General features: G+C 60.1%; 13 protein-coding genes and 1 pseudogene. 1 reads left to right on the top strand and 13 read right to left on the bottom strand.

All coding sequences use genetic code 11. From position 1 onward, the window contains the following. Window positions 1-3 precede the first annotated feature (3 nt). The 6 genes and pseudogenes from OGM61_05880 to OGM61_05855 form a co-directional block, all read right to left on the bottom strand. Window positions 4-1,209 carry a S41 family peptidase gene (locus OGM61_05880; GenBank protein ID UYI83399.1) on the bottom strand — a complete coding sequence of 402 codons (1,206 nt, stop codon included), beginning with the start codon at window positions 1,207-1,209 and terminating at the stop codon, window positions 4-6. Window positions 1,210-1,322: 113 nt separating this feature from the next. Next, a pseudogene (locus OGM61_05875) lies at window positions 1,323-1,721 on the bottom strand (M23 family metallopeptidase). An 837-nt stretch (window positions 1,722-2,558) separates the two neighbouring features. Next, complete coding sequence (gene ftsX, locus OGM61_05870) at window positions 2,559-3,443, bottom strand: permease-like cell division protein FtsX (GenBank protein UYI83398.1); 885 nt, start codon at window positions 3,441-3,443, stop codon at window positions 2,559-2,561. After that, window positions 3,430-4,122, bottom strand: a complete 693-nt coding sequence (ftsE, locus tag OGM61_05865; protein UYI83397.1) for a cell division ATP-binding protein FtsE — start codon at window positions 4,120-4,122, stop codon at window positions 3,430-3,432. The genes ftsX and ftsE overlap by 14 nt, the downstream gene beginning before the upstream one ends. Before the next feature lie 45 nt (window positions 4,123-4,167). Next, on the bottom strand, window positions 4,168-5,262 hold the full coding sequence (locus tag OGM61_05860) for a helix-turn-helix domain-containing protein (GenBank protein ID UYI83396.1): 1,095 nt from the start codon (window positions 5,260-5,262) through the stop codon (window positions 4,168-4,170). 172 nt (window positions 5,263-5,434) lie between these two features. Next, window positions 5,435-6,148: an rRNA pseudouridine synthase gene (locus OGM61_05855; GenBank protein UYI83395.1), complete on the bottom strand. Its 714-nt coding sequence runs from the start codon at window positions 6,146-6,148 to the stop codon at window positions 5,435-5,437. 82 nt (window positions 6,149-6,230) lie between these two features. On the opposite strand from OGM61_05855, the gene OGM61_05850 reads away from it, so the two are divergent. Beyond that, window positions 6,231-6,677: a DUF4830 domain-containing protein gene (locus OGM61_05850; GenBank protein UYI83394.1), complete on the top strand. Its 447-nt coding sequence runs from the start codon at window positions 6,231-6,233 to the stop codon at window positions 6,675-6,677. A 75-nt stretch (window positions 6,678-6,752) separates the two neighbouring features. Here the strand turns inward: OGM61_05850 and OGM61_05845 are convergent, their stop codons facing one another. From OGM61_05845 to OGM61_05815, 7 genes are all read right to left on the bottom strand, one after another. Then, window positions 6,753-8,147: an S-layer homology domain-containing protein gene (locus OGM61_05845; GenBank protein ID UYI83393.1), complete on the bottom strand. Its 1,395-nt coding sequence runs from the start codon at window positions 8,145-8,147 to the stop codon at window positions 6,753-6,755. 253 nt (window positions 8,148-8,400) lie between these two features. Beyond that, on the bottom strand, window positions 8,401-9,639 hold the full coding sequence (gene tuf / locus OGM61_05840; protein UYI83392.1) for an elongation factor Tu: 1,239 nt from the start codon (window positions 9,637-9,639) through the stop codon (window positions 8,401-8,403). A 74-nt stretch (window positions 9,640-9,713) separates the two neighbouring features. After that, window positions 9,714-11,786, bottom strand: coding sequence for an elongation factor G (fusA, locus tag OGM61_05835; GenBank protein UYI83391.1), 2,073 nt, complete (start codon window positions 11,784-11,786; stop codon window positions 9,714-9,716). A 24-nt stretch (window positions 11,787-11,810) separates the two neighbouring features. Beyond that, entirely contained in the window at window positions 11,811-12,281 is a 471-nt protein-coding gene (gene rpsG, locus OGM61_05830) for a 30S ribosomal protein S7 (protein ID UYI83390.1), read from the bottom strand. A 129-nt stretch (window positions 12,282-12,410) separates the two neighbouring features. Further along, the gene (rpsL, locus tag OGM61_05825) at window positions 12,411-12,833 is read right to left on the bottom strand and encodes a 30S ribosomal protein S12 (GenBank protein ID UYI83389.1); all 423 of its coding nucleotides are present in this window, start codon (window positions 12,831-12,833) and stop codon (window positions 12,411-12,413) included. 271 nt (window positions 12,834-13,104) lie between these two features. Continuing rightward, complete coding sequence (rpoC, locus tag OGM61_05820) at window positions 13,105-16,827, bottom strand: DNA-directed RNA polymerase subunit beta' (protein UYI83388.1); 3,723 nt, start codon at window positions 16,825-16,827, stop codon at window positions 13,105-13,107. A gap of 3 nt (window positions 16,828-16,830) precedes the next feature. Next, window positions 16,831-20,571 (bottom strand): DNA-directed RNA polymerase subunit beta, encoded by a 3,741-nt coding sequence (locus OGM61_05815; GenBank protein UYI83387.1) that lies wholly within the window; start codon window positions 20,569-20,571, stop codon window positions 16,831-16,833. Between the last annotated feature and the right edge of the window lie 188 nt (window positions 20,572-20,759).

Raw genomic sequence — 20,759 nt, 5'->3', positions numbered from 1 at the left:
GATTCAGCGCAGCGCAGCGATCGCTGCCTCAAGCTGCGCATCGACATCGCTGTCCGCGGCCGGGGCCACGACGACATCCGGCACAAGGCCGCCCTGCTCGGACAGGTCCACGCGGTTGGGCGTGAGATACTTCCGGCTCGAGATGTGCACGGCGCTGCCGTCCGGAAGCGCGATGGTCGTCTGGCTGCGGCCCTTGCCGGTCGTGTTCTGGCCGACGATGGTCGCCCAGTCATACTCCTGCAGCGCGGCCGCGAAAAACTCCGCCGCACTGTAGGTGTTGCCGTTGACGATGACCGCCATCGGCACTTTGACGCAGACGCTGTCGCTCTGCGTGACGGTCTCTTTTCCGTTGCCGTCGACGCTCACGAACAGGTCGCCCTGCGGCAGCAGGTGATCCAGGATCGTGATGAGCTCCGAGAGCAGGCCGCCGGGGTTATCGCGCAGGTCGAACACCAGCGACTTTGCGCCGAGGTCCAGCAGCTTATCGACTGCCTGCACGGCACGGCTGCCGCCGCCGGTCTCAAAGTTGCGGATCTGGACATAGCCGACGCCGTTATCCATGAGCTTATACGTCACGGGATCGGTGTAAATGACCGTACAGTCGAGCGTGACGGTCTGGCTCTTGCCGGCGGAGTCCTGAATGGTGAGCTTGAGCGTCTTGTTGAGCTTGGCGCGGATGGTGCTCTGCACGTCCGAGAGCGTCTTGCCCGTGACGTCCTCACCGTCGATCGCCGTGATGATGTCCCCCTGCTGGAGGCCGGCCTTCGCCGCGGGCGAGTCGCTCGTCACGGCTGTGATGCGAAAGCCCTTCGTCTTGTCGTCGAGCTGGATGGTCACGCCGATGCCGGCGTACTCATTGTTGGAGTACATCTGATAGGCCTTGTATTCCTCGGCCGTCATGTAATAGCTCCACTTATCGCCGATGGCGCTGATGATCGCGCTCGATGATGCGTCGCTGATCGCCGTGTCGTCCGCGTCGCCGATATAGTCTTTATCCACGACCTGCTTGACCTGCGCAAACTTCAGCGCGAGCTTATAGTTGCTGCTGCCGCCGAACTTGCCGACGAAGATCATCGACGTGACCAGCGCAGTCACCAGAATACAGATCACACAGGCAAGGATACTCGCCCTCCAGCCGTGCATTCTGCCGCTTTTTCTGCGGGCGGGCACTTTTTCCGATGCCTGTTCCTGTGGCTTGTGTTCGTCCATGCTATCCCTCCGGGTCCATTTGCCGCCTGCATCGGGCAGCCCCAATGCAGCAGATGAGCCGGGCAGCCATTTTCCGGCTGCCCGGCAGTTTCATTCAGTCAAAATATGTCCGATCAGCGCGCATAGTTGAGCGGGTTCTGGCGCACGCCGTTGACCGTGACCTCCCAGTGCAGATGCGGGCCGGTGGAGTTGCCGGTCGAGCCGACATAACCGATCGTCTGGCCCTTGGAGACCTTCTGGCCGGAGGAGACCGCGATGGAACTCATGTGGCCATAGAGCGTGGTGATGCCGTTGCCATGGTTGATGACGACACAGTTGCCGTAACCGGACACAGCGCCGGCCGTGATGACCGTGCCGCCGTCGGCCGCAACGATGCTCGCGCCATAGCTCGCGCCGATGTCCACACCGGAGTGATACTTCTGCGTGTGATAGATCGGGTGGTAGCGCCAGCCGAACTCCGACGTGATCGTATGGCAGGACGGGCACGGCCACATCATGGAGCCGGTGGCGCCGTTGTCCTTGCCCGCATCATAGCTGGGGTCGTTTTTCTTGTTCGCCTCTTCCTGGCGGCGCAGATCCTCGACCTGCTTATCGATCTGCGACTGCACGTTCTGCTGCTGCTGCTCGTACTGATCGTAGACGCTCTTATAAGCGTTGATATCCGACTCCAGGCTGGCGAGCAGCGCGTTGGCCTCGGACACCTTCTGCTGCAGCTCGACCTGCTTGGTCTCCAGCTCGGACTGCTTATCCTGCAGCTCGGTACGGGCATCCTCAAGCTCCGCCTTGACGGTCTCGACCTTTTCACGGGCGGCCGTCATGTCGGCCTGCACCTGTTTATTATATGCAATGACCTCGCCGACCATGTCCATACGGGCAAGGAGGTCGGACAGACTGGTCGCCTCGAGCAGAATGGCGATGTAGGACATCTGGCCGTACTCCTCAAGATGGCGCACGCAGCCGCGGAAGCGCACCGTCTGCGCCTCTTCTTCCTGCTTGGCTTCCTCGAGCTCAACGCCCTTGTCCTCGATCTGCTGGTCATAGGCCGTGATCTGCTGTTTGACGACCTCGATCTCCTGCTGCGCCAGATCGTTTTCCTGATCCAGCGCGGCCTTCTGATCGACCACACTGGCCTTCTTGGAGCGGAGATTGTTGATGGTTTTCTGCTGCTCCTTCTGCTTGGCCTGCAGTTCCTTACGCTGCTGCGTGAGCTGGTTGATCTCCGACTGCGACGCCGCGCTGGCATTGATCGGGATCAGCGCCGTCATGAGCGAAACGATAAAAATCAACGCAAGCAGCACACAAATGACGGATCGAACGACTTTGCGGTTCATCTTCATTTGATTTCCTCCTTAAACTTTCAGATAGTTGCGAATGGCCGTGAGGCCGCCGAACACGCCGACGAGCACACCCACGCCAAGGAACACCAGCAGCAGCGGCAGCGCCACGGATGCAAACGGGAGCACCGTGATGATACCGGCCGCCATGGTGGACATGATCTTGCTGACGATCAGGCTGTAAAGTCCCCACTGGAGCAGGAACGCGACCAGACCGCCGACCAGGCCGAGCACAAGGCCCTCGACCACAAACGGCAGACGGATGAAGCCATTCGTCGCACCGACCATCTTCATGATGGCGATCTCTTCACGCCGGCCGAACGTGGCCAGCTTGATGGTGTTGGTCATAATAAACAGGGACACCGCGATGAGGATCACGATCAAAACGACGGAGACAACGCTCACAATGTTCCGGAACGTAATAAAGTTTTCCGCGTAATCCAGGTGCGCGGTCACATCGGCGATGCCGTCGACATTCTTGAGCGCGGCCTGCGTGTCCTTCATGAGCGACAGATCGTCGAGCGTCACGACGTAGCGATGACGAAAGACCGAGGCGTCAATGTTGTCAAAGAGGTCGGAGTCATACTCGGCCTCGAACGTCTGCATGGCCTGCTCGCGCGTGACGAATTCGACCGTGGCGACATTCGGCACCGCGGCGACCTGGGGCTCGATGGCCCGGGCCTCGTCCTCCGAGAGCGTCTCATCGACGTAGGCAATGACCTCGTTCTGATTTTGCAGGCGGTCGATGTTCGCGTCGATGTTGAGCGTCAGCAGCGAAAAGCTGCCCATGATGAGCAGGCACGCGATGATGATCGTGATCGACGCGAAGGACATGAAACCGTGCGTGAAGATGTTTTTCACGCCCTGCGTCATCAGGTAGTTGAATCTATTCAGCTTCATATCCGTAGTACCCGTCCAATCCGTCACTGATGACTCTTCCGGCGTCGATAGAGATGACGCGCTTGGAAAAAGCGTCGACCAGTTCCTTTTCGTGCGTCACCACGAGGACCGTGGTGCCGAGCTCGTTGATCTTCTCCAGCAGCAGCATCAGCTCCAGACTGCGCACCGGGTCGAGGTTGCCGGTCGGCTCGTCCGCAATGATCATGCGCGGATTGTTCACGAGCGCGCGGGCGATGGCCACGCGCTGCTGCTCACCGCCGGAAAGCTCCGCCGGAAAGCGCTTTTCCCGGTCGGCCAGGCCGACCAGCTCGAGCACCTGCGGCACGCGGCGGCGGATCTCCTTGTTGGAAGCTCCCACCACGCGCATGGCAAACGCAACGTTTTCATACACCGTCATTTTGTCGATCAGGCGAAAATCCTGAAAAATGACGCCCAGTGTCCGGCGCAGCTTCGGCAGCTTGCGGCGCTTGATGCCCTGCATGTCAAAGCCGTTGACCGTGATCTGTCCGGATGTGGGGCTCAGCTCGCCGGTGATCAGTTTGATGATCGTCGTCTTGCCGGAGCCGGACGGCCCGACCAGAAACACAAACTCGCCCTCGTTGATCGTAAAACTGATCCCATTGAGGGCCGCAGCCTCCGTGTTCCCGTAGACCATCTTCACATCGTTCATTTGAACCATAAGATGTCCTCCAATATGTTGGGCTTACGCCCGCCCGGGTAGGTCTCAGAACTTGGCAGTGTTCTGAGAATCGAGGTATTGCTTTACCATGACCGCGACCTTGAAGAGGATTGCATCCTCAAACTCGCGCAGATCCAGGCCCGTGATCTTCTTGACTTTCTCCAACCGGTATACCAAAGTGTTTCGATGGACGTAGAGCTTGCGCGCCGTCTCCGAAACGTTGAGATTGTTCTCAAAGAAGCGATTGATCGTGTCGAGCGTGTCCTCATCGAGCGCCTCGATGGGGTTTTTCTTGAACGCTTCGGACAGGAACATCTCGCACAGCGTCGTCGGCAGCTGATAAATGATGCGGCCGATGCCGAGGTTGTCATAGTGAATGACCGGCTTCTCGTTTTCAAACACCTTGCCGACCTCGATGGCGACCTGCGCCTCCTTATAGCGGTCGGCCAGCTCGCGCAGGTGGTTGGCCGTCGTGCCGATGCCGATGACCGTCTGCACGTGCAGCTCCGTGTGCACGGCGCGCTCAATGCTCTCGGCCAGCGCGCAAACATCCTCCGAGGTCTCGTCCGGCGTCATTTCCTTGATGACGACAATGTCCGACTCGCTCACGCTGAGCACAAAATCATGCTGCCGGTCCGGGAACATGTTCTGGATCAGCTCGAGCACGGCGATATCCGTCACGTTCACCTGACGCACCAGCAGCACAGCGCGCGGCACGTCGGTGGTAAAATGCAGCTCCTTGGCGCGCACATACACGTCGCCGGGGAGAATGTTGTCCGAAATGATGTTCTTAACGAAGGCGGCCTTATTGTGCTTTTCCTCAAAGTTCGTGCTGGCCTCCGTCATGCCGACGGCCGCGAGAATGCAGATGCTGCGCGCCGTCTGGTCATTGCCCTCGACAAACACGGCATACTCAAAACGCGCCGTGCTGGCAGACAGAATCTTATACGTGCGTGCGTCCGTTGCAAACAGCTGCTCCTGCACTTCACCCACCGCGGCCTGAAAGTCATCCAGGCGCGAGCCGATCATCGAAAGCTCACTGCAGGCAATGACAAACCCCTGCTCGTCCACAACACCAATGCAGCGCGTGGTGGCATCTTTCATCTGAACGATCACGCCCTGAAAAATTCTGCTCGACATATCTTTTCCTCCTACGAACGGCCGCCGCAGTCTCCCACAGCACCTACCAATTTCCTACTTTACATAATAGACGATTTATGTGCATTTTTCAATAGAAAAATGGTCGTTTTTTGTGAATAATTTTCGAAATTTCGTGAGATAGTCGGATAATTTCCCGAACTTTTGTAAATTATCACGAAGCTGGAAGCGAGAAAACGAGCATCGCCTCAGCGGGCTGCAATTCCCGGTAAGCGCCCGGTGACAGCGCGGGATCGAGCGTCAGCGCCCCGATCGACAGCCGGTGCAGCTGCAAAACGGGCGTCCCGCAGCCGGCCAGCATCCGCTTGACCATATGATATTTCCCTTCATAGACCGTGACGCGGCAGCCACCCTGCTCCGGCAGCAGCTCCAGCCGGGCGGGCAGGCACTGCGTCCCGTCGCCGAGGACAACGCCCTGTGCAAAACGGTCCACATCCGCGCTCGTGGGCTGTCCATCCGTGCGCGCGAAGTAGACCTTCGGCACGTGCTTTTTCGGCGTGATGACACGGTGGACATAGTCCCCGTCGTCCGTAACGAGCAGCAGGCCGGTCGTGTCCTTATCGAGCCGCCCGGCGGGCACGAGCCCGAAGCGCCGCAGCTCCGGCGGGAACAGATCGAGCACCGTCGGCTGACTGCGGTCGGCCGTCGCGGTGAGGACGCCGGCGGGTTTATGGAGCATATAGTAATGATATGCCTGATAGCGCAGGACCTGTCCGCGCAGGCAGACGACAGCGGTCTCCGCGATCTTCTGCTCCGGCGCGCGGGCGGGCACACCATCGACCGTAACCTCGCCGCGGCGGATATACGCCTTGGCCTCGCGCCGGGAAGCAGCGCCGGTATCGGCCAGATATTTGTCCAGACGGATCATGCGCGCCCCTCCTTTACGGCCATTGGACGTATTATAACATATCCGGCGGCAAATTTGAATAGGCTTGTTACGAGGTGTGGTTATGAAGCTCAAATCCTTTCACTGGACAAGACGGACGGTCGTGTATGCGCTCATCGGTCTGGCCGTGCTGCTGGCGCTGGCCGTCATCTGGCGCAGCAACGGCGGCGTGCTCTCGGCGCACTACAACGTCACGACGACGGACGGGCGCATTGCCTATCTGCAGGCGCTCGGCTGGGAGGCGGATCCCGCGACGGAAACGGCGCAGGAGATCGTGATCCCGCGTGTGTTCAGCGGTGTATTCAGCGATTACAACGCCCTGCAAAAGCAGCAGGGATTTGACCTGTCCACTTACGCCGGCGAGACGTGCACAGCCTATACCTACCGCGTGACGAACTACGAGGGCTCGACGGACACTGTGCTCGCGCAGCTGTTCGTCTACCGCAACCGCGTCATCGGCGGCGACATCCACGCGACGGCGATGGACGGCTTCATGCACGGTCTGCGATGAATGGGCAAAAAAACTCCCGGCAGGAATGTGCCGGGAGTTTTGGTTTCGTTCGGGTTCAGGCAGATGCCTTGGGGCTCAGGCGAGCGCCGTCCAGCGCTCAATGCCGGTCAGCTCCGTAAAGGTGTGGCCGACCGAGGCCTCGGTAACTGCGGCGTAGTACCATGCGCCGGGCGTGACGTCGGTAAAGTGCGACGCTGCCTGCGCATTGGCCTGCACGAACGTCAGGTCGCAGCTGCGGCCAAGCACGCGGTTGAGGATAGTCACCGCCTCGGCGCGCGTGATGGTCTGGTTCGGGTGGAACGTGCCATCCGCATAGCCGCCGACCCAGCCGTTGGCATAGGCCGTAGCGACCGCATCATGACACCATGCGCTGCCTACATCGGCAAACGGCATGCCCTTGGACGTGTTCACACCGTAGATCCCGGTCAGAATGGTCACAAATTCCGCGCGGTTGATGGGCTTGCCCGGCTGGAACGTGCCGTTGCTGTAGCCCTTGATGGCGCCGGCATTGGCCAGCGTGCTGACCGCGACCGCGTACCACTTGCCGGCCGGAACATCGCTGAAGCCATTGTCGCTGCGGTCATACTGCTTGTGCGCCTGTGCGGTCATGAGCTCATAGAGCAGCTTGGCCGCCTCGGCGCGCGTGAGCGTGCCGTTGGGCACAAAGGTGGTCGCGGTGCGGCCGGAAGCATAGGCGTTGTGGTTGGTCGTATCCAGCAGGCCGGCCGACTGCGTCGGCTCCGTGCCGGTGCCGCTGCCGCTGTTGTTGCCACTGTCACTGTTGTTGCCGCTGCCGCTGTTGTTGCCTATCTGGGAAATGTACTTTTCCAGCAGCGCCATCGCCTGCTGGAGCGTGATGGTGCGGCTGTTGTCGAGCGCACAGATGATCGTCACAATGTTCTTCAGGTTCATATTCGCCGAAGAAATGAGCTGAGACAGCAGCTGCGCGATCTGATCGTTTGTGAGGATGCTGCCGGCAAAGCCCGTCAGGATGGCATTGATGCCGGTCTGCGTCATACCAAAGGCTTTCAGGATCTCGGCAAGCGCCTGCTGGGCGGCCTCGCTGATCGCGCCGCCGGCGGCAATGTCGCCGATGACCTGACCGAAGTTGATGTTCACCGTGTTGCCGGTGATGGTGATGATGCCGTGCATGTAGTTATTGTTGCTGGCGATGTCCTTGAACAGATCGCCCACGTCCACGTTCACGATGCCGTGGACGAAATTGCTGTCGCTGCCAATGTGGTCGACCAGATCCTTAATATTTACGCCGACAATGCCGTGAATGAAGTTATCGTCATTGGCGATGTCGATCCGGCTCAGGATCTCACTGAGCAGGCCGTTGTGCAGCTGGCCATAGGCCGTGTCGGATGTGCTGGTCTCCGCCTCCGTGGTGTCTGCCGCGAAAGCCGGGACAGCAGCGAGACTGAATGCCAGCGCCAGGGCCAGTATCAGGCTCAATGTCTTGCGCATTTTTTCATGGAATTTTGCCTCCTTTAAGTTCCAAGCAAACATACATGGAAAAGGTGCCGGCAAAATGTCGGACACAGGTGTCCGCATCCCATCGGCGCGAAGCAAGAAGCCTTTTTTAACCACGAAATATAGGCCGCAATTCTTAAAAAAGCATTTGAAAAGTAATTAAAGTTTCGTGCTTGAAACAATTTTGTCGAAAAACAAAAAAATTCCTCTCCGGCAGATGCCGGAGAGGAATTTTGCATGCTGAAAATTACTCGTTGATGGCGATGACAACACCGGAACCAACGGTACGGCCGCCTTCACGGATAGCGAAACGCAGGCCAACCTCGATCGCGATCGGGGTGATCAGCTCGACGTCCATGTCGACGTTATCGCCGGGCATGCACATCTCAACACCCTCGGGGAGGCTGATGACGCCGGTCACGTCGGTGGTACGGAAGTAGAACTGGGGACGGTAGTTGTTGAAGAACGGGGTGTGACGGCCGCCCTCTTCCTTGGACAGAACGTAAACCTGGCCCTTGAACTTGGTGTGCGGGTGGATGGACTTCGGAGCAGCGAGGACCTGGCCACGCTCAACGCCCTTCTTGTCGATGCCGCGGAGCAGGCAGCCGACGTTGTCGCCAGCCTCGGCGAACTCGAGGGTCTTGTGGAACATCTCGGTGCCGGTGACGGTGGTCTCCTGGGTGTCCTTGATGCCGACGATCTCGACCTTATCGCCAACCTTGACGATGCCACGCTCGACACGGCCGGTAACGACGGTGCCGCGGCCGGAGATGGTGAACACGTCCTCGATGGGCATCAGGAACGGCTTGTCAGCAGCACGGTCCGGAGTCTTGATCCAGGTGTCAACAGCGTCCATGAGCTCCCAGATGCACTTGTACTCGGGGGCCTTCGGATCGGTGGACTCGGAGATCAGAGCGTTCAGAGCGGAGCCCTTGATGATCGGGGTGTCGTCGCCCGGGAAGTCGTACTTGTCGAGCAGCTCACGGACTTCCATCTCGACGAGCTCAAGCAGCTCGGGATCGTCGACCTGGTCGACCTTGTTCAGGAACACCAGAACGTACGGAACGTTGACCTGACGGGCAAGCAGCAGGTGCTCACGGGTCTGAGCCATCGGGCCGTCGGAAGCAGCGATAACGAGGATCGCGCCGTCCATCTGAGCAGCGCCGGTGATCATGTTCTTGATATAGTCGGCGTGGCCCGGGCAGTCGACGTGCGCATAGTGGCGGCCCTTGATCTCGGTGCCGTCAAGGCCGATGCGGTCGTCGGTCTGGTACTCAACGTGAGCGGTGTTGATCGTGATGCCACGCGCTTTTTCTTCCGGAGCCTTATCGATCTGGTCGTAGGCAGCGAACTCGGCGCTGTTCGGGTCAGCCAGGGACAGAACCTTGGTGATCGCAGCGGTCAGGGTGGTCTTGCCGTGGTCGATATGGCCGATGGTGCCGATATTGACATGGGGCTTGGTTCTATTGTACATCTGCTTTGCCATTAGAATATCCTCCTAATTCTAAAATAATGTTGTGACTTACTTTCTTATAAGGCACATTGTGCCGGTTGCGCAGGTCAGTTGCTGCCGTGGATGATCTTCTCCTGAAGAGACTTCGGCAGCTCTACGAAGTGGCTGGGCTCCATGCTGTAGGTCGCGCGGCCCTGCGTTTTGCTGCGCAGGTCGGTCGCATAGCCGAACATGGATGCCAGGGGCACGTTCGCCGTGACGATCGCCGCACCGTTGCGGATGTCCGTGCCGGCGATCTGGCCGCGGCGGGCATTGATATCGCCCATGACGTCGCCCATATAGCTTTCCGGCGCCGTAACGACGACCTTCATAATGGGCTCGAGGAGCGTCGGGCCGGCCTTCTGGCAGGCCTCCTTGAATGCCATGCTGCCGCAGATCTTAAACGCCATCTCGGACGAGTCGACCTCGTGATACGAGCCGTCGAGCAGCGTGACTTTCACGTCCACGACCTCGTAGCCCGCAAGCACGCCGGCCTGCATCGCGCCCTGGATGCCCTGATCCACACAGGGGATAAACTCTTTCGGGATCGCACCGCCGGTGATCTGGTTGATGAACTCGTAACCCTTGCCGGGCTCGTTGGGTTCCACCATGAGCTTGACGTGTGCAAACTGGCCTTTGCCGCCGGTCTGGCGCGCGTAGCGCGTGTCCACCGTAGCGGCCTTGGTGATGGTCTCCTTGTAAGAGACCTGAGGTCTGCCGACATTCGCCTCGACGCGGAACTCACGCAGAAGGCGATCGACGATGATCTCCAGATGGAGCTCGCCCATGCCGGCGATGATGGTCTGGCCCGTTTCCTCGTCCGTGTAGGCCTTGAAGGTGGGGTCTTCCTCGGCAAGCTTGCCGAGGGCGATGTCCATCTTCTCCTGCCCGGCCTTGGTCTTGGGCTCGATTGCTACGCGGATGACCGGTTCCGGGAACTCCATCGACTCGAGCACGATCGGGTACTTTTCGTCGCAGAGCGTGTCGCCGGTCGTCGTATTCTTGAGACCGACCGCCGCCGCAATATCACCGGAATAGACCTGCGTGATATCCTCGCGGTGGTTGGCGTGCATCAAAAGGATGCGGCCCAGACGCTCGCGCTGGCCCTTGGTGGAGTTCAGGACGGATTTGCCGGCTTCGATCGTGCCGGAATAGACACGGAAGAACGCCAGACGGCCGACGTAGGGGTCGGTCATGATCTTGAAGGCCAGAGCAGAGAACGGCTCGGAATCGTCCGCGGAGCGGTGCTCGACCTCATCCGTCTTGGGCACCGTGCCGGTGATCGGCGGGATGTCCAGCGGGGACGGCATATAATCGACGATGGCGTCCAGCAGCTTCTGCACGCCCTTGTTCTTATAGGACGTGCCGCACACGATCGGGACGAACTTGACCTGCGTCGTGGCCTTGCGGATGGCCGCCTTGATCATTTCGGTGGGGATTTCCTCACCTTCCAGATACATCTCCATGATCTCGTCGTCGAAATCGGCGACGGCCTCAAGGAGCTGCGTGCGGTACTCTTCGGCCTCGGCGCGCATGTCCTCGGGGATCTCCTCGACGCGCATATCCTTGCCAAGATCGTCGTAGTAGACGTCCGCCTTCATCTCGAGCAGGTCGATGATGCCGCGGAAGTCCGCCTCGGAGCCGATCGGCAGCTGAATCGGAACAGCGTTGCAGCGCAGGCGCTCGTGCACCATGTCGACAACGTTGTAGAAATTTGCGCCCATGATATCCATCTTGTTGATGTAGATCATGCGGGGAACATTGTAATGGTCAGCCTGTCTCCAGACCGTCTCGGACTGCGGCTCAACGCCGCCCTTGGCACAAAGGACCGTCACGCAGCCATCAAGCACGCGCAGGCTGCGCTCGACCTCAACGGTGAAGTCGACGTGGCCCGGGGTGTCGATGATATTGATGCGGTTGCCCTTCCAGAAGCAAGTGGTCGCAGCGCTCGTGATCGTGATGCCGCGCTCCTGCTCCTGCGCCATCCAGTCCATGGTGGCGGTGCCTTCATGGGTCTCACCGAGCTTGTGGTTGACGCCCGTGTAGAACAGAATGCGTTCCGTCGTGGTCGTCTTACCGGCGTCGATGTGCGCCATGATGCCAATGTTTCTTGTGTTTTCAAGGGAATATTGTCTGGGCATAATTGATAGCTCCTAGTCGGAAGATTACCAGCGGAAGTGTGCGAACGCCTTGTTGGACTCGGCCATCTTGTGCGTGTCTTCGCGCTTCTTCACAGCAGCGCCGGTGTTGTTGCAGGCATCCATGATCTCGCCTGCGAGGCGCTCCTTCATGGTCTTTTCGCTGCGCTTGCGGGCATAGCCGGTCAGCCAGCGCAGGCCGAGCGTCTGGCGTCTCTCAGGACGCACTTCCATAGGAACCTGGTAGGTCGCACCGCCGACGCGGCGGGCCTTGACTTCGAGGCTCGGCATGATGTTATTCATGGCTTCGGTAAACGCATCGAGCGGTTCCTTGCCGGTCTTTTCCTTGATGATGTCAAAAGCATCGTACACGACCTTCTGAGCAACACCCTTTTTGCCGTCGAGCATCACGCTGTTGATGAGCTTGGTCACCAGAACGCTGTTGTACATCGGATCCGGCAAAATTTCTCTTTTGGGAACGTTACCTCTTCTGGGCACTATACTTCCCTCCTTCATTAAAAAATGACTTCACAGGTACTCGAAGATGCGGTGCATCTCCGTCTGCGCCCCGAGGTTAACGAATACATATATATCAGTTAACAACAGGGCAAAATTTGCTGTTGGAACTTACTTCTTTCCTGCCTTCGGCCGCTTGGCACCGTACTTGGAACGGGCCTGCATACGTCCGGAAACGCCCTGCGTATCGAGCGTGCCGCGGATGATGTGGTAACGAACGCCAGGAAGATCCTTAACACGGCCGCCGCGGATCATAACGACGCTATGCTCCTGCAGGTTGTGACCGATGCCCGGGATGTAGGCGGTTACCTCGTAGCCGTTGGTCAGACGCACACGGGCGATCTTACGAAGCGCGGAGTTCGGCTTCTTGGGGGTAGAGGTACGCACGGCAGTGCAGACGCCTCTCTTCTGAGGTGCGCTCAGATTGGTCTCGCGGTTCTTCAGGGTGTTGAGGCCCTTCTGCATGGCGGGAGACGTGGACTTGTAGGTGACTTTCTCTCTGCCCTTTCTCACCAACTGGTTAAAAGTAGGCATGGTTTTCCTCCTTTCCTCGAAAATGGATCTATTTATACGATGCCAAAAAACAGCATCGGATAAACCGTGATTCTGCCGGAAAATTTTCAGGAAATCCCGGCCATTTTTGTGCTTTTTACACAGGCATGACAAATCGGTGGGCGCACGCCCACGCAAAATAGGATTTTAGCATATTGCACAAGATTCGTCAAGCATTTTTATTCAAGACGGAAGCGAAAATTTCACCGGGATATGCAGGCATATCCCGGTGAAACGGTTGGTATTTGGTCGTTTAAAGCGCGTTGGAGATGTTGGCGAGATCGGACAGATCCACGCCGTCGTCCTCCGGCTCCGCGGGGACTGCCGGCTCCTCATTCGTCTCGAAGTTGCGGTAGCAGGCAAGGCCGCTTCCGGCGGGAATGAGCTTGCCGATGATGACGTTCTCCTTCAGGCCGACGAGGTGGTCGATCTTGCCCTTGATGGCGGCATCGGTCAGCACCTTCGTGGTTTCCTGGAAGGACGCGGCCGACAGGAAGCTCTCCGTGGCGAGCGACGCCTTCGTGATGCCCATAAGGACATGCTCAGCCGTCGCGGGCGTGAGCTCGGTCTCCCCTGCCGCGATGCGCTCGGCGATCGCGCGGTTGGCCGCGCGGAACTCATGCAGATCCACAATGGCGCCGGACAGCAGGTTCGTGCTGCCGGAATCGTCGATACGGACCTTGCGCATCATCTGGCGGACGATGATCTCGATGTGCTTATCGTTGATGTCAACGCCCTGCTGACGGTAGACCTTCTGGACTTCCTGAATGATATACTGCCGGCAGGCATCGACGCCGCAGATACGCAGCACGTCGTGCGGGCTGTACGCGCCGTTCGAAAGCGGCTGGCCCTTCGTGACCGTGTCGCCGTTGGCGACCAGAATGCCGGCGGAGTACGGCAGGTTGTACGTGACGGTCTCGCCGTCGACCGGGTTCGTGACCGTGACCGCATAGATGGAGGTCTTCTTCGTCTCCTCGATGCTGACGACGCCGGGGATCTCGGCGAGGGTGGCCATCTTCTTCGGCTTGCGCGCCTCGAACAGCTCTTCAACACGCGGAAGGCCCTGCGTGATATCGTCGCCGGCAACGCCGCCGGTGTGGAACGTACGCATGGTCAGCTGCGTGCCCGGCTCGCCGATGGACTGGGCGGCGATAACGCCGACCGCCTCGCCGATGTTGACCGGCTGGCCGATGGCCAGGTTGATGCCGTAGCACTTGGCGCAGACGCCGTTGCGCGCCTCACAGGTCATGACGCTGCGGATCTTGACTTCCTCGATGCCGTGCTCTTCGAGCGTCTTGGCATCGTCGGGCATGAGCATATGGTCGGTATCGAACAGCACCTCGCCGGTCTTGGGCGACACGACGGGCTCGGCCGGGTAGCGGCCGTGGATGCTCTCGCCGAGGCTCTGGACTTCCTGTCCCTTGTCGAACACGGCGCGGGCCATGATGCCGTCGGTCGTACCGCAGTCATCCTCGCGGATGATGACTTCCTGCGAGACATCGACCAAACGACGGGTCAGATAACCGGAGTCGGCAGTACGCAGTGCGGTATCGGCCAGGCCCTTACGGGCGCCTCGGGACGAGATGAAGTACTCGAGGACGGACAGGCCCTCACGGTAGTTGGCCTTGATCGGGATCTCGATGGTCTTGCCGGCGGTGTTTGCGATCAGGCCGCGCATACCGGCGAGCTGACGGATCTGCGCCATGGAACCACGGGCGCCGGAGTCCGCCATCATATAGATGGGGTTGAACTCATCGAGGCAGTTCTGCAGGGCCGCCGTGACGTCCTTCGTGGTCTTTTCCCACTCGGACACGGCCAGACGGTAGCGCTCGTCCTCGGTGATGAAGCCGCGCTTGTACTTCTTCTCGATCGCAATGACCTTCTTCTCCGTGGCGGAGATGAGCGTTTTCTTCTCCTCCGGGACGGTCATGTCCGCGATGGAGATCGTGATGGCGCCGATGGTGGAATACTTGTAGCCGAGCGCCTTGACGTTATCGAGCACTTCGGTCGCAACGGTGAAGCCGTGCTTCTCGATGCAGCGGTCGATGATCTTGCCGAGCTGCTTCTTACCGACCTTGAAGCTGACCTCGAGGTCGAACATGTGCTCGGGGTCGGTGCGGTCGACGTAGCCGAGATCCTGCGGGATGGGCTCGTTGTAGATGATGCGGCCGACGGTCGTCTCGATCGTGCGGTGCAGCGTCTCGCCGTTGACCTCGCGCGCCACGCGCACCAGGATCGGCGCATGCAGGCCGACATCGCCGTAGTTATAGGCCATGATAGCTTCATTCGGGTCGCGGTAGACCTTGAGCGGCTTATAGCTCGGGAGCTTGCTGCCCTCAGCCTCGGCCTTCTTGTGCGCGGCGACAAAGTCGTCCGCGTCGACGATCTCATTGACCGGCAGATCGGTATCGCCGGCATCGGTCACGAACACCTGCTCGGCGCCCTTCTCGGCCTTGCCGAGGCGAACGTAGGTCAGGTAGTATGCGCCGAGGATCATATCCTGCGTCGGCACGGTGACGGGGTGGCCGTCCTGCGGGCGGAGGAGGTTGTTTGCCGAGAGCATGAGGATGCGCGCCTCGGCCTGTGCCTCCGCGGACAGCGGGACGTGGATAGCCATCTGGTCGCCGTCGAAGTCGGCGTTAAACGCGGTGCAGCACAGGGGGTGCAGCTTGAGCGCACGGCCCTCGACCAGCACGGGCTCGAACGCCTGAATGCCCAGGCGGTGGAGCGTCGGTGCGCGGTTGAGCATGACCGGATGATCCTTGATGACGACCTCGAGCGCGTCCCAGACCTCGGTGCGCTGTTTGTCGACCATCTTCTTGGCGGACTTGATGTTGTTGGCAACACCGTCCTCGACGAGCTTTTTCATAACGAACGGGCGGAAGAGCTCGATGGCCATTTCCTTCGGCACGCCGCACTGATAGAGCTTCAGATCCGGGCCGACGACGATAACGCTTCGGCCGGAGTAGTCGACACGCTTGCCGAGCAGGTTCTGACGGAAGCGGCCTTGCTTGCCCTTGAGCATATCCGACAGGGACTTGAGCGCGCGGGAGTTGGCGCCGGTGACGGCACGGCCGCGGCGGCCGTTGTCGATCAGGGCGTCAACAGCTTCCTGCAGCATGCGCTTCTCGTTGCGGACGATGATGTCCGGCGCGTTGAGCTGCATGAGGCGCTTGAGGCGGTTGTTGCGGTTGATGACGCGGCGATACAGGTCGTTGAGGTCGGACGTGGCAAAACGGCCGCCGTCGAGCTGGACCATGGGGCGAAGCTCGGGCGGGATGACCGGCAGAATGTCAATGATCATCCACTCCGGACGGTTGCCGCTGCGGTGGAATGCCTCGACGACCTCCAGGCGCTTGACGATCTTCGCCTTCTTCTGGCCGCTGGCCTCCTCGAGCTCGGCGCGCAGCTGCTCGGAGAGCTTGGCGCAGTCGATCTGCTGCAGGAGCTTCTTGATGGCCTCGGCGCCCATGCCGGCCTCGAAATCGTCCTCATACTTCTCGCGCATGTCGCGGTACTCTTTTTCGGACAGGATCTGGCAGCGCTGCAGCGGCGTCATGCCGGGGTCGGTGACGATATACGCACCGAAATACAGCACCTTTTCCAGCACGCGCGGGGTCAGATCCAGGATCAGGCCCATGCGCGACGGGATGCCCTTGAAGTACCAGATGTGGCTCACGGGCGCGGCCAGCTCGATATGGCCCATGCGCTCGCGGCGAACCTTTGCGCGCGTGACTTCGACGCCGCAGCGGTCGCAGATCTTACCCTTGTAGCGGATCTTCTTATACTTGCCGCAGTGGCACTCCCAGTCCTTCGTGGGTCCGAAAATGCGCTCGCAGAACAGGCCGTCACGCTCGGGCTTGAGTGTGCGGTAGTTGATGGTCTCGGGCTTTTTCACTTCGCCGGAGGACCAGGAAAGGATCATTTCAGGGGAGGCAATGCCGATCTGAATTGCATCAAACGGGGTGTAGCTCATGTTTTATTCCTCCTCCTTATCAGAATCGTCCGTGTAGTCATCGTCGCCGGCATCGCCGAACGCGCTGAGACTGTCATCTTCCTCGACCGGTACGTCCTCAATCGTGAAGCCGCTGCCGGTGATCTCATCATCGTCGGACTTGTAGGACATCTCATCGCGCATACCCGGGATGTAATCGTCCTCGTCGTCCTTGAGCTCGATCTCGTCGCCGTTCTCGTCGAGGATGCGCACATCCAGGCACAGGGACTGCAGCTCCTTGATGAGCACCTTGAACGACTCCGGCACGCCCGGCTGCGGGATGTTCTCGCCCTTGACGATGGCTTCGTACGTGCGCACACGGCCGGTCACGTCGTCGGACTTCACCGTCAGGATCTCCTGCAGGGTGTAAGCCGCGCCGTAGGCCTCGAGCGCCCAGACTTCCATTTCGCCGAAGCGCTGGCCGCCGAACTGCGCCTTGCCGCCGAGCGGCTGCTGCGTGACGAGGCTGTAGGGGCCGGTGCTGCGGGCGTGGATCTTATCATCGACGAGGTGGTGGAGCTTGAGGAAGTAGACCCAGCCGACCGTGACGTCGTTATCAAACTTCTGGCCGGTGCGGCCGTCGTACAACACGCTCTTGCCGTCCTCACGCAGGCCGGCCTTGTTGAGCGTCTCGCGGATGGTGACCTCGTTTGCGCCGTTGAAGACCGGCGTTGCGACCTTCCAGCCGAGCGCCTGCGCGGCGTAGCCCAGATGCACCTCGAGCATCTGACCGATGTTCATACGGGAAGGCACGCCCAGCGGGTTGAGGACGATATCGAGCGGCGTGCCGTCCGGCAGGTACGGCATATCCTCGCGCGGGAGGATGCGGGACACGACGCCCTTGTTGCCGTGGCGGCCGGCCATCTTGTCGCCGACGGAGATCTTACGCTTCTGCGCGATGTAGACGCGCACGACCTCGTTGACGCCGGGAGACATCTCGTCGCCGTTCTCGCGGGTGAAGCGCTTGACATCGACCACAATGCCGGCCTCGCCGTGCGGGACTTTGAGGGAAGTGTCGCGGACCTCTCTCGCCTTTTCGCCGAAGATGGCGCGCAGCAGGCGCTCCTCGGCGGTCAGATCGGTCTCGCCCTTCGGCGTGACCTTGCCGACCAGAATATCACCGCTGCGCACCTCTGCGCCGACGCAGATGATGCCGCGGTCGTCGAGATACTTGAGCGCATCGTCGCCGACGCCGGGGATATCACGGGTGATCTCCTCGGGGCCGAGCTTCGTGTCGCGCGCGTCGCACTCGAACTCTTCAATATGAATGGAGGTGTAAACGTCCTCCATGACCAGACGCTCGTTGATGAGAACGGCGTCCTCGTAGTTGTAGCCTTCCCAGGTCATGAAGCCGACCAGCAGGTTCTTGCCGAGCGCGATCTCGCCCTGCGAGGTGGCCGGGCCGTCGGCGATGACGTCGCCCTTGTTCAGGCGGTCGCCGACCGCAACGATCGGGCGCTGGTTGATGCACGTGCCCTGGTTGGAGCGGGCAAACTTGATGAGCTTGTAGTCCTTGATCTCGCCGCTGTCGTAGCGCACCTTGACGCTGTCGGCCGAGACGGCCAGCACCACGCCGTCGTCCTCGGCGAGGATGACCACGCCGGAGTCCACGCACAGCTTGTGCTCGATGCCGGTGGCGACGATCGGTGCCTCCGTGACCATCAGCGGCACGGCCTGACGCTGCATGTTCGCGCCCATGAGGGCACGGTTCGCGTCGTCGTTTTCCAGGAACGGGATCATGGCCGTTGCGATGGAGACCATCATGCGCGGGGAAATGTCGATATAGTCGACGCGGTCACGGTCGACCTCGACGATCTCGTCGCGGTGGCGGCAGGTGATACGCTCGTTGATGAGGCAGCCGTTTTCGTCGACCGGCTCGCTCGCCTGCGCGACGATGTAGCGGTCCTCAACGTCCGCCGTCATGTACTCGACGTCGTCGGTCACGCGGCAGGTGCCCTTCTCCACGCGGCGGAACGGCGTCACGAGGAAGCCGTACTCGTTCACGCGGGCATAGGACGCGAGGTAGCTGATCAGGCCGATGTTCGGGCCTTCAGGCGTCTCGATCGGGCACATACGGCCGTAGTGGCTGTAGTGCACGTCACGGACATCGAAGCTCGCGCGCTCACGCGACAGGCCGCCGGGGCCGAGGGCGGAGATACGGCGCTTGTGCGTCAGCTCTGCCAGCGGATTGGTCTGGTCCATGAACTGGGACAGCGGGCTGCTGCCGAAAAACTCCTTGATGGAGGCCGTCACGGGGCGGATATTGATGAGCGACTGCGGGGTCACGGCGTCGAGATCCTGCAGCGTCATGCGCTCGCGGATCACGCGCTCCATGCGGCTGAAGCCGATGCGGAACTGGTTTTGCAGCAGCTCGCCCACGCTGCGCACGCGGCGGTTGCCGAGATGGTCGATGTCGTCCGGCTCACCGATGCCGTGCGCCAGGCAGCACAGATAGTTGATGGACGCGAACATATCGTCCGCGATGATGTGCTTCGGAATGAGCAGGTCGAGGTTTTCCTCGATGGCTTCCTTGAGCGCGTCGCCCTCGTACTGCTCCATGAGCTGGCGCAGGATCACGCCGCGCACGAGCTCCTTGACGCCGAGCTCGGCGGGATCAAAGTCCACATAGTGCTTCATGTCGACCATGCCGTTGCCGAACACGCGGATGGACTTGCCGTCCACGTCCAGATAGACGTCATTGACGCCGGCCTCGGCGATCTCCTCGGCGCGCTCGCGCGTGAGCACCTCGCCCGCCTCAGCAATGATCTCACCGGTCATCGGGTCGGCGACCGGTGCTGCCAGCGCAAAGCCGGCGATACGGCCGCGCAGGCCGAGCTTCTTGTTGAACTTATAGCGGCCGACGTTCGAAATGTCGTAGCGGCGGCGGTCATAGAACAGGCCCTCGAGCAGCGTCTCCGAGCTCTCGACCGTCGGGGGATCGCCCGGGCGGAGCTTGCGGTAGATCTCGACGAGCGCCTCCTCGCGGGAGTTGCAGGTGTCCTTGTCGAGCGTGGCGACGATGCGCGCGTCATTGTCGAACACTTCCTTGATCTGCTCGTTCGTGACGACGCCGGTCGTCATATCCGGGATACAAGACAGCCAGGTGTTCGGGTTGTCCGCCTTGTAGGCGCCCATGGCCTTGATGAACCAGGTCACGGGCAGCTTGCGGTTTTTATCAATGCGGCAGTTGAAAATGTCGTTGAGGTCGGTCTCGTACTCGAGCCAGGCACCGTGGTACGGGATGACGGTCGTGCCGTAGGTGGAGTTGTAGGCCTTGTCGGTCTTCTTATCATAGTACACGCCGGGGGAACGCACGATCTGCGAGACGATGACGCGCTCCGCACCGTTGATAACGAAGGTGCCGCTGGGCGTCATGATCGGGAAATCGCCCATGAAGATCTCCTGTTCCTTGATCTCCTCGGTCTCCTTGTTGCGCAGGCGGACGCTGACCTTCAGTGGGGCCGCATACGTGGCGTCGCGCGCTTTGCACTCTTCCTCGGTGTACTTCGGGTTCTCGTCCATGGAATAGTCCACGAAGCGCAGCTCGAGGTTGCCGGAGTAGTCGGTGATGACGTCCACATCCTTGAACACATCACGCAGGCCCTCTTCGAGGAACCACTTGTACGAATTCTTCTGGATCTCCAGAAGATTCGGCATGCTCTGGATCTCCTCGTGACGGGCAAAGCTCATTCGTTCGGTTTTTCCATAGGTGACTGCCTTTGGCATGGCGAACACTCCTTCTTTTGAGATTGCGAACACCCGGTAGGGTTGTGAAATACTTTTTTGACCTGTTGCATTTTCGCAGCGTATCCGGTAAAATGTGCTTGTAGGTTGCGGGAGTAGTCTCTCTCGCTCCCAAAGACACATAGCGTGATATTTTACCATTTCAACGCATAGGTTGTCAAGCACGAATT

This window comes from Clostridiales bacterium (assembly GCA_025757645.1).
GTDB lineage: Bacteria > Bacillota > Clostridia > Oscillospirales > Oscillospiraceae > CAG-103.
Note: the sequence above shows the minus strand (reverse complement) of the source record. Positions and strands in the feature narration are given on the sequence as shown.

What these genes read in the sequence shown, in the direction of transcription:
- OGM61_05860 (UYI83396.1), bottom strand. Translation starts at nt 5,262, where the DNA reads ATGTCGAGCAGAATTTTTCAGGGCGTGATCGTTCAGATGAAAGATGCC.
- rpsL (UYI83389.1), bottom strand. Translation starts at nt 12,833, where the DNA reads ATGCCTACTTTTAACCAGTTGGTGAGAAAGGGCAGAGAGAAAGTCACC.
- ftsX (UYI83398.1), bottom strand. Translation starts at nt 3,443, where the DNA reads ATGAAGCTGAATAGATTCAACTACCTGATGACGCAGGGCGTGAAAAAC.
- OGM61_05850 (UYI83394.1), top strand. Translation starts at nt 6,231, where the DNA reads ATGAAGCTCAAATCCTTTCACTGGACAAGACGGACGGTCGTGTATGCG.
- ftsE (UYI83397.1), bottom strand. Translation starts at nt 4,122, where the DNA reads ATGGTTCAAATGAACGATGTGAAGATGGTCTACGGGAACACGGAGGCT.
- rpoC (UYI83388.1), bottom strand. Translation starts at nt 16,827, where the DNA reads ATGAGCTACACCCCGTTTGATGCAATTCAGATCGGCATTGCCTCCCCT.
- OGM61_05845 (UYI83393.1), bottom strand. Translation starts at nt 8,147, where the DNA reads ATGCGCAAGACATTGAGCCTGATACTGGCCCTGGCGCTGGCATTCAGT.
- OGM61_05855 (UYI83395.1), bottom strand. Translation starts at nt 6,148, where the DNA reads ATGATCCGTCTGGACAAATATCTGGCCGATACCGGCGCTGCTTCCCGG.
- OGM61_05815 (UYI83387.1), bottom strand. Translation starts at nt 20,571, where the DNA reads ATGCCAAAGGCAGTCACCTATGGAAAAACCGAACGAATGAGCTTTGCC.
- tuf (UYI83392.1), bottom strand. Translation starts at nt 9,639, where the DNA reads ATGGCAAAGCAGATGTACAATAGAACCAAGCCCCATGTCAATATCGGC.
- fusA (UYI83391.1), bottom strand. Translation starts at nt 11,786, where the DNA reads ATGCCCAGACAATATTCCCTTGAAAACACAAGAAACATTGGCATCATG.
- OGM61_05880 (UYI83399.1), bottom strand. Translation starts at nt 1,209, where the DNA reads ATGGACGAACACAAGCCACAGGAACAGGCATCGGAAAAAGTGCCCGCC.